This window comes from Methylobacterium sp. SyP6R (genome assembly GCF_019216885.1).
Taxonomy (GTDB): domain Bacteria; phylum Pseudomonadota; class Alphaproteobacteria; order Rhizobiales; family Beijerinckiaceae; genus Methylobacterium.
Genome location: NZ_JAAQRC020000001.1, coordinates 2,822,035 through 2,835,760 on the forward strand (window position 1 = coordinate 2,822,035; position 13,726 = coordinate 2,835,760).

The 13,726-nt window shown below is 70.7% G+C and carries 12 protein-coding genes; all 12 read left to right on the plus strand.

What is annotated here, in order from left to right:
- Position 1 precedes the first annotated feature (1 nt).
- Genes bchB through hemA form a run of 12 tightly spaced genes read left to right on the plus strand, consistent with a single transcriptional unit; the run spans position 2 to position 13,515 of the window.
- Positions 2 to 1,537: a ferredoxin:protochlorophyllide reductase (ATP-dependent) subunit B gene (bchB, locus tag HBB12_RS13000; protein WP_236989724.1), complete on the plus strand. Its 1,536-nt coding sequence runs from the start codon at positions 2 to 4 to the stop codon at positions 1,535 to 1,537.
- Positions 1,512 to 5,213, plus strand: coding sequence for a magnesium chelatase subunit H (locus HBB12_RS13005; RefSeq protein WP_236989725.1), 3,702 nt, complete (start codon positions 1,512 to 1,514; stop codon positions 5,211 to 5,213). Before bchB ends, HBB12_RS13005 begins: the two co-directional genes overlap by 26 nt.
- Entirely contained in the window at positions 5,210 to 6,103 is an 894-nt protein-coding gene (gene bchL / locus HBB12_RS13010; protein WP_048451562.1) for a ferredoxin:protochlorophyllide reductase (ATP-dependent) iron-sulfur ATP-binding protein, read from the plus strand. The genes HBB12_RS13005 and bchL overlap by 4 nt, the downstream gene beginning before the upstream one ends.
- Entirely contained in the window at positions 6,103 to 6,804 is a 702-nt protein-coding gene (gene bchM, locus HBB12_RS13015; RefSeq protein WP_236989726.1) for a magnesium protoporphyrin IX methyltransferase, read from the plus strand. Before bchL ends, bchM begins: the two co-directional genes overlap by 1 nt.
- Complete coding sequence (locus HBB12_RS13020; protein WP_236989727.1) at positions 6,801 to 8,207, plus strand: BCD family MFS transporter; 1,407 nt, start codon at positions 6,801 to 6,803, stop codon at positions 8,205 to 8,207. Before bchM ends, HBB12_RS13020 begins: the two co-directional genes overlap by 4 nt.
- A 12-nt stretch (positions 8,208 to 8,219) precedes the next feature.
- The gene (gene puhA, locus HBB12_RS13025) at positions 8,220 to 9,011 is read left to right on the plus strand and encodes a photosynthetic reaction center subunit H (RefSeq protein WP_236989728.1); all 792 of its coding nucleotides are present in this window, start codon (positions 8,220 to 8,222) and stop codon (positions 9,009 to 9,011) included.
- 14 nt (positions 9,012 to 9,025) lie between these two features.
- Entirely contained in the window at positions 9,026 to 9,649 is a 624-nt protein-coding gene (puhB, locus tag HBB12_RS13030) for a photosynthetic complex putative assembly protein PuhB (RefSeq protein ID WP_236989729.1), read from the plus strand.
- Positions 9,650 to 9,658: 9 nt separating this feature from the next.
- Complete coding sequence (gene puhC / locus HBB12_RS13035; RefSeq protein WP_236989730.1) at positions 9,659 to 10,108, plus strand: photosynthetic complex assembly protein PuhC; 450 nt, start codon at positions 9,659 to 9,661, stop codon at positions 10,106 to 10,108.
- Complete coding sequence (locus HBB12_RS13040; protein ID WP_058619061.1) at positions 10,108 to 10,407, plus strand: O2-dependent cyclase accessory protein; 300 nt, start codon at positions 10,108 to 10,110, stop codon at positions 10,405 to 10,407. Before puhC ends, HBB12_RS13040 begins: the two co-directional genes overlap by 1 nt.
- On the plus strand, positions 10,404 to 11,465 hold the full coding sequence (acsF, locus tag HBB12_RS13045) for a magnesium-protoporphyrin IX monomethyl ester (oxidative) cyclase (RefSeq protein WP_236989731.1): 1,062 nt from the start codon (positions 10,404 to 10,406) through the stop codon (positions 11,463 to 11,465). The genes HBB12_RS13040 and acsF overlap by 4 nt, the downstream gene beginning before the upstream one ends.
- Before the next feature lie 8 nt (positions 11,466 to 11,473).
- Positions 11,474 to 12,256, plus strand: a complete 783-nt coding sequence (puhE, locus tag HBB12_RS13050) for a putative photosynthetic complex assembly protein PuhE (protein ID WP_236989732.1) — start codon at positions 11,474 to 11,476, stop codon at positions 12,254 to 12,256.
- 47 nt (positions 12,257 to 12,303) lie between these two features.
- Positions 12,304 to 13,515 carry a 5-aminolevulinate synthase gene (gene hemA, locus HBB12_RS13055; protein ID WP_236989733.1) on the plus strand — a complete coding sequence of 404 codons (1,212 nt, stop codon included), beginning with the start codon at positions 12,304 to 12,306 and terminating at the stop codon, positions 13,513 to 13,515.
- The last annotated feature ends 211 nt before the right edge of the window (positions 13,516 to 13,726 follow it).

Consider the following 13,726-nt stretch of genomic DNA (forward strand, 5'->3'; position numbering starts at 1 on the left):
CATGCAGCTCACGCTCTGGACCTACGAGGGCCCTCCCCATATCGGCGCGATGCGGGTCGCCACCGCGATGCGCGGCCTGCATTACGTGCTGCACGCGCCGCAGGGCGACACCTACGCCGATCTGCTCTTTACCATGATCGAGCGGCACGGCGCCCGCCCGCCGGTGACCTACACGACGTTCCAGGCCCGCGACCTCGGCGCCGACACCGCCGAGATCTTCAAGCAGGCGGTCGCCGCCGCCTATGGCCGCTTCCGGCCCCAGGCGATGATCGTCGGCGCCTCCTGCACCGCCGAGTTGTTGCAGGACGATCCGGGCGGGCTGTCGAAGGCGCTCGGCCTGCCGATCCCGGTGATCCCGCTCGAACTCCCCGCCTACCAGAAGAAGGAGAACTGGGGCGCGTCGGAGACCTTCTATCGGTTGGTCCGCACGCTCGCCCCCGCCGCGCCCGCCCCGGAGCGGCTGAGAGGCAGCTGCAACATCCTCGGGCCGACCTCGCTGGGATTCCGCCACCGCGACGACCTGCGCGAGGTGCGCGGGCTCCTCGGCGACCTCGGCATCGCCGTCAACGTGGTGGCGCCGCTCGGCGCGACGCCGGCCGATCTCGGGCGGCTGGGCCAGGCGGCCTTCAACGTCGTGCTCTATCCGGAAGTGGCCCGCAGTGCCGCGCAATGGCTCGAAAAGGCCCACGGCCAGCCCTTCGTCGAGATCGCGCCGATCGGCGTGAAGGGCACCACCGCCTTCATCGAGGCGGTGGCTGCGCTCGCCGGCATCGATCCCGCGCCGGTCCTCGGGGCGCAAGGCTCGCGCCTGCCCTGGTACGCGCGCTCGGTCGACTCGACCTATCTGACCGGCAAGCGGGTCTTCGTGTTCGGCGATGCCACCCATGCGGTCGCGGCGGCCCGGGTGGCGACGCACGAGATCGGCTTCAACCTCGTCGGGCTCGGCACCTATTCGCGCGAATTCGCCCGCGAGGTGCGGGCGGAGGCCGCAAGCCACGGCATCGAGGCATTGATCACCGACGATTACCTGGCGGTCGAGGCGGCGATCGCCGCCGCGCAGCCGGAACTGGTGCTCGGCACCCAGATGGAGCGCCACGTCGCCAAGAAGCTCGGCATTCCCTGCGCGGTGATCTCGGCGCCGATGCACGTCCAGGACGTGCCGGCCCGCCACGCGCCGCAGATGGGCTTCGAGGGTGCGAATGTGCTCTTCGACACCTTCGTCCACCCGCTGATGATGGGGTTGGAGGAGCACCTGCTGGCGATGTTCCGGGACGACCCGGAATTCCACGATCGCGTCGCCCCCTCGCATCTCGGCGGCCGGCCGCGCGAGGAGGCCGAGACGGTCGTCGTTGCGGCCGCCTCCACCACCGCGACGCCGGTGGTCTGGTCGATCGAGGCCGAGCGCGAACTGAAGAAGGTCCCGTTCTTCGTCCGGGGCAAGGCCCGGCACAACACCGAACGCTTCGCCCGCGAGCGGGCGCTCCCGCTCATCACCGTCGAGACCCTGTACGATGCCAAAGCGCATTTCAGCCGGTGACGGACCGGGCGCGCTGCCGGAGCTGCGCGTCGTCATCGTCACCCTCGACAACCACCTCGCCGGGGCGGTGGAGCGGGCGCGCCGGGTGCTGGCCGAGACCGCGCCGGGCCTCGTCCTCGGCTTCCACGCCGCCGCCGAGTGGGAGACCGACCCGGCGGCCGTCGAAGCCTGCCGGGCCGACATCGCGCGGGCCGACATCGTGCTCTCGGCGATGCTGTTCATGGACGAGCACGTCCGGGCGGTGCTCCCCGCTTTGCTCGCCCGCCGCCCGCATTGCGACGCGATGGTGGGCTGCCTCTCGGCGGCGGAAGTGGTCCGCACCACGCGGATGAACCGCTTCGCCATGGACGGTTCGCAGCGCGGCGCACTCGACTTCCTCAAGCGGCTGCGCGGCAAGTCGGGGCCGGGAGGAACGCAAGGGAACGGCGCGCGCCAGATGGCGCTGATCCGCCAGATCCCCCGCATCCTGCGCTTCATCCCGGGCTCGGCCCAGGACGTGCGGGCCTATTTCCTGACCCTGCAATACTGGCTCGCCGGTTCGGACGAGAACGTCGTCAACCTCGTGCGCTTCCTCGCCGGCCGCTACGCCGCGGGCGAGCGCGCCGCCTGGCGCCGCCACCTCTCGGCGGCCGAGCCGCTCAGCTACCCCGAGACCGGCCTCTACCACCCGCGCATCCCCGAGCGGGTGACCGAGCGCCTCGACAAGCTGCCGGCCGCCGGCACGGGAGGCCGCGTCGGGCTCCTGCTGATGCGCTCCTACGTGCTCGCCGGCAACACGGCCCATTACGACGGCGTGATCGCGGCGTTGGAGGCGCGCGGGCTCACCGTCGTGCCGGCCTTCGCCAGCGGTCTCGACAACCGGCCGGCGGTCGAAAAATTCTTCCTGCGCGACGGCCGGCCGGCGATCGACGCGCTGGTTTCGCTCACCGGCTTCTCCCTCGTCGGTGGTCCCGCTTACAACGACGCCGCGGCCGCGAGCGCCATGCTGGCGCGGCTCGACGTGCCCTACCTCGCGGCGCAAGCGGTCGAGTTCCAGACCCTGGAGCAGTGGGAGGCCTCGGCCCGCGGCCTGTCGCCGGTCGAGGCGACCATGATGGTGGCGATTCCCGAACTGGATGGCGCCACCGCTCCGATGGTGTTCGGCGGCCGCGCGGCCGGCATGGGCGATTCCCGCGACATGGCGGAGCATCCCGAGCGGACCGCGCGCCTCGCCGACCGGGTCGCGCGCCTCGTCTCCCTGCGGTCCCGCGCGCGCTCGGAGCGCAAGGTCGCCGTCGTCCTGTTCAACTTCCCGCCCAACGCCGGCGCCACCGGCACCGCCGCCTTCCTGTCGGTGTGGGACTCACTCCACCGCGTGCTCCAGGGCCTGAAGGCCGACGGCTATTCCGTCGAGGTGCCGGAGACCGTCGATGCCCTGCGCGCCCGGGTGCTGGAGGGGAATGCCGCCCGCTACGGCGCGCCCGCCAACGTCGCTCACCGCATCTCGGCCGACGACCATGTGCGGCGCGAGGCCCATCTCGCCGAGATCGAGGCGCAATGGGGCCCGGCGCCGGGCCGGCACCAGAGCGACGGATCGTCGATCCTGGTGCTCGGCGCGCATTTCGACAACGTCTTCGTCGGGGTGCAGCCGGCCTTCGGCTACGAGGGCGACCCGATGCGCCTGCTGTTCGAGCAGGGCTTTGCCCCGACCCACGCCTTCTCGGCCTTCTACCGCTACCTGCGCGAGGACTTCTGTGCCGACGCGGTCCTGCATTTCGGCACTCACGGGGCGCTCGAATTCATGCCCGGCAAGCAGACCGGGCTGTCTTCCGCCTGCTGGCCCGAGCGGCTGATCGGCGCGTTGCCGAACGTCTACCTCTACGCCGCCAACAATCCCTCGGAAGGCACGCTCGCCAAGCGCCGGGTAGCCGCGACGCTGGTGAGCTACCTGACGCCGAGCCTCGCCCAGGCCGGGCTCTATCGCGGGCTCATCGACCTCAAGGCCTCGCTCGAGCGCCGCCGCGCCCTGCCGCCGGAGGATGCCGCCGAGCGGGCAAAGCTCGCGGTGCTGATCCACGGCCAGGCCTGCGGCCTCGACCTCGCCGAGGGCGACGGCTGGGGCGAGGACGCGGAACACCGCATCGCCGACCTCGCAATCCGGCTGATCGAGCTCGAACACACCCTGATCCCGCACGGGCTGCACGTGGTCGGGCAGGGCACCCCGCAGGAGGAGCGCATCGACCTGCTGCTCGCGCTCGCCGAATCCGTCCACGGCCTCGCGCCGGACCGTACCGGGATCATGCGGCTGGTGGCCGGCGCCTCGCCCGAAGAGATGGCCGGCGCCGACGACGCGGCGCTCGCCGCCTTCCGGGCGCTCGCCGAGACCGACCGGCTGCTCGCCGAGGATCACGAGATCCCGGCCCTGCTCCGCGCCCTCGACGGCCGGTTCATCGCGCCGGTCGCCGGCGGCGACGTGCTGCGCTCGCCCGCGATCCTGCCGACCGGCCGCAACCTGCACGGCTTCGACCCCTACCGGATCCCGAGCGCCTTCGCGCTCGCCGACGGCCGGGCCCAGGTCGAGAAGCTGCTCGCCCGTCACGCCTCTGACGGCGGCGCGTACCCCGAGAGCATCGCGCTGGTGCTGTGGGGCAGCGACAACCTGAAGAGCGAGGGCGCGCCGGTGGCGCAGGCCCTGGCGCTGATGGGCGCAGCCCCCCGCTTCGACGGCTATGGCCGGCTCTGCGGCGCGGTGCTGATCCCGCTCGAAGACCTTGGCCGCCCGCGCATCGACGTGGTGGCGACCCTGTCGGGCATCTTCCGCGATCTCTTGCCGCTCCAGACGAAGCTGCTCGCCGAAGCGGCCTGGCTCGCCGCCAGCGCCGACGAACCGGAGGCGATGAACTTCGTGCGCAAGCACGCCCTCGCCCACCAGGCGGCGCAGGGCATCGACCTCGAAACCGCGGCTCTGCGGGTCTTCAGCAACGCGGAAGGGGCCTACGGCGCCAACCTCAACCACCTTGTGGAGTCCGGGCGCTGGGAGGACGAGACCGAGCTGTGCGAGACCTTCTCGCGGCGCAAGAGCTTCGCCTACGGCCGTACGGGCAAGCCGGAACCGCGCCGCGCCCTGATGCAGGCGGTGCTGGCGGGCGTCGATCTCGCCTACCAGAACCTCGATTCGGTCGAGGTCGGGGTGACCAGCGTCGACCATTACTTCGACGGGCTCGGCGGCATGGCCCGCGCGGTCGCGAAGGCCCGGGGGACCTCGGTCCCCGTCTATATCAGCGACCAGACCCGCGGCGAGGGCCGGGTGCGCTCGCTCTCCGAGCAGGTGGCGCTCGAGACCCGCACCCGCATGCTCAACCCGAAATGGGTCGAGGGGATGCTCGGCCACGGCTACGAGGGCGTGCGCCAGATCGACCAGCATCTCACCAATACGGTCGGCTGGTCGGCGACCACCGATCAGGTCGCGCCCTGGATCTACCAGCGCATCACCGAAACTTATGTCCTCGACGAGGCGATGCGCGAGCGCATGGCGGCGCTCAACCCCGCCGCCTCGGCCAAGGTCGCCCATCGCCTGATCGAGGCGCATCGGCGCGGCTTCTGGACCCCCGACCCCGAGACCCGGGCCGCCCTCGACCGGGCCGAGGAGGCCCTCGAGGACCGGCTGGAAGGCATCACCGCGGAGGCTGCCGCATGAACATCGCGATCCGAAACCCCGTCCCGGCGCGCCGGGAGGAGGGAAGCCTCCAGGTCGCCCTCGACCCGGATATCCGCATCGAGACCGCCAAGGTCTTCGCCGTCTACGGCAAGGGCGGCATCGGCAAGAGCACGACCTCGTCGAACCTCTCCGTTGCCTTCTCGAAGCTCGGCAAGCGCGTGCTCCAGATCGGCTGCGACCCAAAGCACGATTCGACCTTCACGCTGACGAAGCGCCTGGCGCCGACCGTCATCGACGCCCTGGAGGCGGTGCAGTTCCACTCGGAGGAGCTGCGCGTCGAGGATTTCGTGGTCGAGGGCTATAACGGCGTGCGCTGCGTCGAGGCCGGCGGCCCGCCGGCCGGCACCGGCTGCGGCGGCTACGTCGTCGGCCAGACGGTGAAGCTCCTCAAGGAGCATCACCTTCTGGAAGACACCGACGTGGTGATCTTCGACGTTCTGGGCGACGTGGTCTGCGGCGGCTTCGCCTCGCCGCTCCAGCATGCCGACCGGGCGCTGATCGTCACGGCGAACGACTTCGATTCGATCTTCGCGATGAACCGCATCGTCGCGGCGATCCACGCGAAATCCAAGAATTACGGCGTGCGCCTCGGCGGCGTCATCGCCAACCGCTCGGCCAAGACCGACGAGATCGACCGGTTCAACGACGCGGTCGGCCTCAAGCGCCTGGCGCATTTCCAGGATCTCGACGTGGTGCGCCGCTCGCGCCTGAAGAAGGCGACATTGTTCGAGATGGATCCCTCGCCGGAACTGCTCGCCGTGCAGGCCGAGTACCTGCAACTGGCCGAGCAACTCTGGGCCGGCGTCGACCCGCTTCCGGCGGTGCCGATGAAGGATCGCGACCTGTTCGAGTTCCTGGGATTCGATTGATGACCAGCTCCACCTACGCCACCCGCCGGGCCCAGCTCGAAACCTATTTCGACCGCACCGCCGTCGAGGCCTGGGCGCGGCTCACCTCGGACGCGCCGGTGAGCCGCATCCGCGCCACCGTGCGGGCCGGCCGCGACGCGATGCGGGCCGAACTCCTGTCCTGGCTCCCCGCCGACCTCTCCGGCCGGCGCCTGCTCGATGCCGGCTGCGGCACCGGCGCGCTCGCGCTCGAGGCGGCGCGCCGCGGCGCCGATGTCGTGGCGATCGACGTGTCGCCGACGCTGGTCGGCCTCGCCCGCGAGCGCACCGCGAGCCTCCGGCTCGAGGGCCGCCTCGATTTCCAGGTCGGCGACATGCTGGGCGAGGGGCTGGGACGCTTCGACCACGTCGTGGCGATGGATTCGCTGATCCATTACCGCACCCCCGACATCGTCCGCGCCCTCTCGGCGCTCGCCCGCCGCACCGATGCGTCGGTCCTGTTCACGGTCGCCCCGCGCACCCCGCTGCTCACCGTGATGCACGCCGCCGGCCGGCTCTTTCCCCGCGGCGACCGGGCGCCGGCGATCGAGCCGGTCGGCGAGGGGACCTTGCGCCGTCGCATCGCCGCCGATCCGGGCCTTCAGGCCTTCACGGTCGCCCGCAGCCGGCGGATCAATTCCGGCTTCTACCTCTCCAACGCCCTCGAACTGGCCCGCCGATGAGCACGGCCAGCCGCATCGCCCGGGCGCTCGCCGATCTCGGCCCCCGCTACCTGCCCTTCGCGGATGCCGCGACGAAGGAACTGCCGCTCGGCCGGCTGCTGCGCCTGTCGCTGTTCCAGGTCACGGTCGGGATGGCGGCGGTGCTGCTGATCGGCACCCTCAACCGGGTGATGATCGTCGAGCTCGACGTGCCGGCCTGGATCGTCGCCGTGATGCTGTCGCTGCCGCTGCTCGCCGCCCCGTTCCGGGCGCTCGTGGGCTTCCGCTCCGACAGCCACCGCTCGGTGCTCGGCTGGAAGCGCGTCCCCTACCTGTGGTTCGGCACGCTGCTGCAATTCGGCGGCTTTGCGATCATGCCTTTCGCGCTGCTGATCCTGTCGGGCGACACGACCGGCCCGATCGTCGTCGGCCAGGTTGCGGCGGCGCTCGCCTTCGTGCTCGTCGGCGCGGGCTTGCACACCACGCAGACCGTGGGTCTGGCGCTCGCCACCGACCTCGCGCCCGCGCATGCCCGCCCGAAGGTGGTGGCTTTGCTCTGCGCCATGCTGCTCGCCGGCATGATGGCGAGCGCCGTCGTGTTCGGGCTGGCCCTGCACAACTTCTCGGCCATCCGGCTGATCCAGGTGATCCAGGGCGCGGCGCTGGCCACCCTCGTCCTCAACGGCATCGCCCTGTGGAAGCAGGAGCCGCGCGACACCTCGCGCAAGTCGGCGCCGGCCCGCCGCTTCGGCGAGGCCTGGGAGGCCTATACGGCCCAGCCGCAGGCGCGGCGGCGGCTCATCGCCACCGGCCTCGGCACGGCCGGGTTCAGCATGCAGGACATCCTGCTCGAACCCTATGGCGGCCAGATCCTGCACCTGCCGGTGGCCGCCACCACCGCGCTCACGGCGGTGCTCGCCGTCGGCGGCGGGATCGGGCTTCTCACCGCGGCCCGCTGGCTCAACCGCGGCGGCGATCCGTTCCGGGTCGCGGCGGCCGGGGCGGTGGTCGGCATCGCGGCCTTCTCGGCGGTGGTCTTCGCCGCGCCGCTCGGCTCCGGCGGGCTGTTTGCCTGCGGCGTCGCGCTGATCGGGCTCGGCGGCGGGCTCTTCGCCCACGGCACGCTGACCGCCTCGATGGCCGGCGCGGCCCCCGAACAGACCGGGCTCGCGCTCGGCGCCTGGGGCGCCGTCCAGGCCTGCGCTGCGGGCCTGGCCATCGCGGCGAGCGGCATCCTGCGCGATGCCGGCTCGGCGCTCGCGGTCTCCGGCCGCCTCGGCGAGGCCTTGTCTGAGGCCTCCACCGGCTACCTCGTCGTCTACCACATCGAGATCGGGCTCCTCTTCGCCACCCTGGTGGCGATCGGGCCGCTGGTGCGCCGGCCCGCTCTTCCCCCGCTCTCCGCCCGTCCGGCCCTATCCTAGAAGGAGGCCATCATGCCCAAGGGTGCCCTCACAGGTTATCTCGACGTCGCGCAAGTGGTGCTCTACGCCTTCTGGATCTTCTTTGCCGGCCTGGTCTTCTACCTGCGCCGCGAGGATCGCCGGGAGGGCTATCCGCTCGAATCCGAGGTCCATGGCGGCCTGAAGGGCTGGGACTGGCTGTTCGTGCCGTCTCCCAAAACCTTCCTGCTCGCCGACGGCTCGGCCGTGCTGGCGCCGCGTCCGCACGAGGGCCCGGTCGGCGAGCTCAAGGCGGTCAAGCTCGAACCCTGGCCCGGCGCCCCGATCGTCCCGACCTCGACCGACGATTCGCGGCTCGCCGACGGCGTCGGCCCGGGTGCCTATGCGCTCCGCGCCGAGCGGCCTGACCTGACCTGGGAGGGCAAGACCCGCATCGTGCCGATGCGCGTCGCCGAGGAGTTCACCGTCGCGTCGTCCGATCCCGATCCGCGCGGCATGCCGGTCTACGGCGCCGACGGCGTGCTCGCCGGCACCGTCACGGAGATCTGGGTCGATCGCGGCGAGTCGCTGCCGCGCTACTACGAGATGGAGCTGGACGGCGCCCGCGACCGCACCGTGCTGATCCCGGTGACCTTCGCCGACCTGAACCGCTTCAGCCGGCACAAGAAGATCGTCGTCGAGGCCCTGCTCGCCCGCCAGTTCGCCGGCGTGCCGCAGCCGCGCGACCCCGACAGCATCACCCTGCGGGAGGAGGAGCGGGTCATCGCCTATTACGGCGCCGGCACGCTCTACGCCACCGATCGCCGCCAAGAACCGCTGCTGTGACAGGAGCCGCTGCTGTGACGGACCTGCTTCCTCACGGGCTGCCCGGCCCGCTGCCCAAGGGCGAGCGCCTGCTGTGGCAGGGCCGCCCGGCGCTCCTCAGCCTGGCGCGCCGCGCCTTCCACGTCGATCTCGTCGCGCTGTATTTCGCCGGGCTCGCCGCCTTCCAGGCCTATGCCTCGGGGCGTGTCTCCGCCGCCTGGCCGATCCTGCTCGCCGGTGCCCTGGGACTGGCGATCCTGTTCGCGCTCGCCTGGGGCGCCTGCCGCACCACGGTCTACACCTTGACCGACCGGCGGCTGATGCTGCGCATCGGCATCGCGCTCCAGATGGACATCAATCTCCCCCTGAAGGAGATCGAGGGCGCCTCGTTCCGCCGCTTCAACGACGGCAGCGGCGACCTGCCGCTCCTGCTCAAGCCCGGCGTGCGGCTCGCCTACCTGCATCTCTGGCCCCATGCCCGGCCGTGGCGCCTGACCCGGCCCGAGCCGATGCTGCGCTGCGTGCCGGACGCGGAAGGAGTGGCTAAGCGCATCGCCATGGCGCTCGCCGAGGCGAACGGCCAGCCGGTCCAGGCCCTGCCGCCGGCCCCGGTCGCGAGCCCCGTCCTCCCCGGCCGCCTCGCGGCGGCGGGCCACTAGGGGGTAACCATGGCGCACGACATCCCGGTCCCCCGCGCGCTCCTGCGCAATGCCGGCCTCCTCGTCGCCTTCTCGCTCGCCGCGGTGGCGATCGGCCGGTTCGGCGATGTGGGCACCACCCAGATGCCGCCGGCCAATCCCGTCCAGGTGCTCGACCTCGCGGTCGAGGACCGGCCGGACGGCCGCGTCGATCTCCGCAACGCCGAGAGCGGCCGCCTCGTCGCCGAGGTGCAGCCCGGCGAGGACGGGTTCCTGCGGGCGACCCTGCGGGTCATGGCCCAGGCGCGCCTGCGCGAGGGCCTGCCCCGCAACCCGCCGTTCCGGCTCACCCGCTGGGACAACGGCACGCTGACCCTCGACGACGTCGCGTCGGGCCGGCGGATCAACCTCGAAGCCTTCGGGCTCGACAACGCGGTCGCCTTCGCGCGGCTGCTCGAACAGGGGAGGGGCGCATCGTGATGCAGTGGTTCGGCGGCAAGCGCCGCATCGAGGTGCCGTGCACGGTCGAGATCGAGCAGACGGCGGAAAGCCTGCACGCCCATGTCACGCTGGACGGCGGCCTGCTGATCGCCCCCGGCGACGAGGTGACGGTGCACGACGCGCCGACCTCCGTTCCCTATGGCGACCGGATCGTGGTGCGCCGCACCGCTACGGTGGTGCGCGCCGGCGCCATGGAGCGCCTGTGGACCCGCATCGCGGGCCATTTCGAACTCACCGAACTCTACGAAGTCAGCTTCTCGGAAAGGACGCGGCTATGAGCGCGACGACCCTGAAGACCCCGAACGAGAGCACCAAGTCGGCCCAGGAAACCACTTTCCTGAGCCCGCGCTTCTACACCACCAACTTCGAGGAACTCGACCGCACCAACGTCGAGCCGGTGCGGGCCGAGTGGGACGTGCTCCTCGCCGAGATGCGCGCCGATCCCAACAAGCGCCACTTCGTGCGCAATTCCGACTTCGATCTCGACCTCTCCGGTCTCGACCCGGAGCTGCGCAAGGAATTCCTCGATTTCCTGGTCTCGTCGATCACCGCCGAGTTCTCGGGCTGCGTGCTCTATGCCGAGATGCGCAAGCGCGCCAAGAACAAGGACATCCGCGAGCTGTTCGCCTATATGAGCCGCGACGAGGCCCGTCACGCCGGCTTCATCAACGACACGCTCAAGGATTTCGGGGTCGGCATCGATCTCGGCTTCCTGACCAAGGCCAAGAAGTACACGTATTTCCGGCCGAAATTCATTTTCTACGCCACCTATCTGTCGGAGAAGATCGGGTACGCGCGCTACATCGCGATCTTCCGCCACCTCGAGCGCCATCCGGACAAGCGCTTTCATCCGATCTTCAAGTGGTTCGAGAAGTGGTGCAACGACGAGTTCCGCCACGGCGAGGCCTTCGCGCTGTTGATGCGCGCCAACCCGAAGCTGCTCACCGGCATCAACTATTACTGGATCAAGTTCTTTCTGCTCGCCGTGTTTTGCACGATGTACGTGCGCGACCAGTGCCGGCCGGCCTTCCACAAGGCGCTCGGGGTCGATCCCAAGCAATACGACTTCCAGGTCTTCGCCATCACTTCGGAAATCTCGCGCCAGGTCTTCCCGCTCACCCTCGACATCGAAAATCCGGGCTTCCGGGCCGGGCTGGAGCGGCTGCTCGCTTGCGCCCGCGGCATCGAGGAGGCGAAGGCGAGGGGCGGGATCGTCGGCAAGATCAAGCATGCCGGCTACGTCGCCAAGGCAGCACTCGCCTTCGGGCGGCTGATGGTGATGCCGGCGAAGGCCAACCCGATGCCCGCGCAGATCCGCCTCAGCCCCGCCTGGTAGCGCCCCGCATGTCCGACTATGCCGCGCCGATCGTCTATGCCGTCGTGATCTGGTGGTTCCTGACCGGGGCGATCCTCTGGCTGAACCACCGGCCGCGCCGCACCCATGCCTGGAGCTTCGGCGCGACGACCGTGGCGCTCTTCGGTGCGCTCTGGGTGATCGCCTGGAGCACAACCCAAGAGAGCGAGGCGGGGGCCTACGCGGCCTTCACGGCGGCGCTGATCGTCTGGGGCTGGCAGGAGATGGCCTTCTACATGGGCTATGTCGCCGGTCCCCGGCGCACCCCGGGTTCGGCCACCGACCGGGGCCTCGCCCGCTTCGGCGCCGCCGCCGCGACCAATCTCTGGCACGAGGCGGCGATCATCCTCGGCTTTGCCGCCATCGCCTGGCTCACGGCGGGCGGCCCGAACCGGATGGCGCTCTGGACCTACCTGGTGCTGTGGGGGATGAACCTCAGCGCCCGGCTCAACCTCTTTCTCGGCGTGCGCAACCTCCACGCCGAGTTCCTGCCCGAACATCTTCGCTATCTCGGCAGCTTCTTTCGCCGCGCGCCGATGAACGCGTTGTTTCCGGTGGCGATGATCCTCGCCACCGGCTTCCTCCTGGTGCTGCTGCACCCCGCCGTCACCGAGAGCGCGTCGGCCTTCAAGCGCTCCGGCCACACCATGATGGCGACCCTGATGGCGCTCGCCATCCTCGAGCACGGCTTCCTGATGCTGCCGCTGCCCTCGGCCGCGCTCTGGGGCTGGGGGCTGCCCGCCCGCCGCCCGGGAGCCGACGCCGCACCCTGACACCCAGAAGAAAACAACCGGAAAAACGCCGTACAAGGGGACGTTCGATGGACTACGAAGCGCACTTCTCCGCCGCTCTCCAGGGTCTGCACCGCGAGGGACGCTACCGGGTCTTCACCGACCTCGAGCGCCAGGCCGGCCGGTTCCCCTACGCCACCCAGCACGGTGCCCACGGCACCCGCGAGGTGACGGTGTGGTGCTCGAACGACTATCTCGGCATGGGCCAGCACCCGGCGGTGACGGGCGCGATGCACGAGGCGATCGACCGCTGCGGCGCGGGGGCGGGCGGCACCCGCAACATCTCGGGCACCAACCATTACCACGTGCTGCTGGAGCAGGAACTCGCCGACCTGCACGGCAAGGAAGCCGCACTCCTCTTCACCTCGGGCTACGTCTCGAACTGGGCCGGTCTCGGGACGCTCGCCTCGAAGCTGCCGGGCTGCGTCGTGTTCTCGGACGAGGGCAACCACGCCTCGATGATCGAGGGTATCCGCTCGAGCCGGGCCGAGCGCCATATCTTCCGCCACAACGATCCCGACGACCTCGACCGCAAGCTCCGCCTCGTCGACCCGAAGCTCCCGAAGCTCGTCGCCTTCGAATCGGTCTACTCGATGGATGGCGACATCGCGCCGATCGCCGAGCTCTGCGACGTGGCCGAGGCGCACGGCGCCATGACCTATCTCGACGAGGTCCATGCGGTCGGCCTCTACGGACCCCGCGGCGGCGGCATCGCCGAGCGCGAGGGGCTGATGCACCGCCTCACCGTGATCGAGGGCACGCTCGGCAAGGCCTTCGCGGTGTCGGGCGGCTACATCGCGGCCTCCAGCGCGCTGTGCGATTTCGTGCGCAGCTTCGCCTCGGGCTTCATCTTCACCACCTCGCTCCCGCCCGCCATAGCGGCGGGGGCGGCGGCGAGCATCCGCCACCTCAAGGCGAGCGGGGCGGAGCGCGCGCGGCATCAGGACCGCGTCGCCGCGGTGCGCCGGCGGCTCTCGGCCATCGGCATCCCGCTCCTCGACAATCCGAGCCACATCGTGCCGGTGATGGTGGGCGATCCCGTCCAGTGCAAGGAGATCAGCGACACGCTGCTCGACGAGTTCGGGATCTACGTCCAGCCGATCAACTACCCGACCGTGCCCCGCGGCACCGAGCGGCTGCGGATCACCCCGTCGCCGCTGCACAGCGATGCGGATATCGATCACCTGACGCTGGCCCTCGGGACGATCTGGGGCCGGATCGGGCTGGCGCGGGCGGCGTGACCAGGGCGCGACGCCCCCGAACCCTCCCCCCTCTGCGGGGGAGGGGATCCTGCGTGAGCAGGGGCCGGGAGAGGGGCAGCGCGACGGTGTTCCAGAGGGCGCTCTTCACCACGCTCGCGACCTCTCCGGAAGCGTGGTTCCCCTCTCCCGCCCGGCTCCGCCGGGCACCCTCCCCGCAGAGGGGGGAGGGTTCTCTGCGCTCGACTGATTC

Bases quoted from the DNA above. Each gene is read 5' to 3' on its own strand.
- puhA (WP_236989728.1), top strand. From the start codon at position 8,220: ATGCCCAAGGGTGCCCTCACAGGTTATCTCGACGTCGCGCAAGTGGTG.
- bchL (WP_048451562.1), top strand. From the start codon at position 5,210: ATGAACATCGCGATCCGAAACCCCGTCCCGGCGCGCCGGGAGGAGGGA.
- acsF (WP_236989731.1), top strand. From the start codon at position 10,404: ATGAGCGCGACGACCCTGAAGACCCCGAACGAGAGCACCAAGTCGGCC.
- puhC (WP_236989730.1), top strand. From the start codon at position 9,659: ATGGCGCACGACATCCCGGTCCCCCGCGCGCTCCTGCGCAATGCCGGC.
- HBB12_RS13040 (WP_058619061.1), top strand. From the start codon at position 10,108: ATGCAGTGGTTCGGCGGCAAGCGCCGCATCGAGGTGCCGTGCACGGTC.
- HBB12_RS13005 (WP_236989725.1), top strand. From the start codon at position 1,512: ATGCCAAAGCGCATTTCAGCCGGTGACGGACCGGGCGCGCTGCCGGAG.
- bchM (WP_236989726.1), top strand. From the start codon at position 6,103: ATGACCAGCTCCACCTACGCCACCCGCCGGGCCCAGCTCGAAACCTAT.
- puhE (WP_236989732.1), top strand. From the start codon at position 11,474: ATGTCCGACTATGCCGCGCCGATCGTCTATGCCGTCGTGATCTGGTGG.
- bchB (WP_236989724.1), top strand. From the start codon at position 2: ATGCAGCTCACGCTCTGGACCTACGAGGGCCCTCCCCATATCGGCGCG.
- HBB12_RS13020 (WP_236989727.1), top strand. From the start codon at position 6,801: ATGAGCACGGCCAGCCGCATCGCCCGGGCGCTCGCCGATCTCGGCCCC.
- hemA (WP_236989733.1), top strand. From the start codon at position 12,304: ATGGACTACGAAGCGCACTTCTCCGCCGCTCTCCAGGGTCTGCACCGC.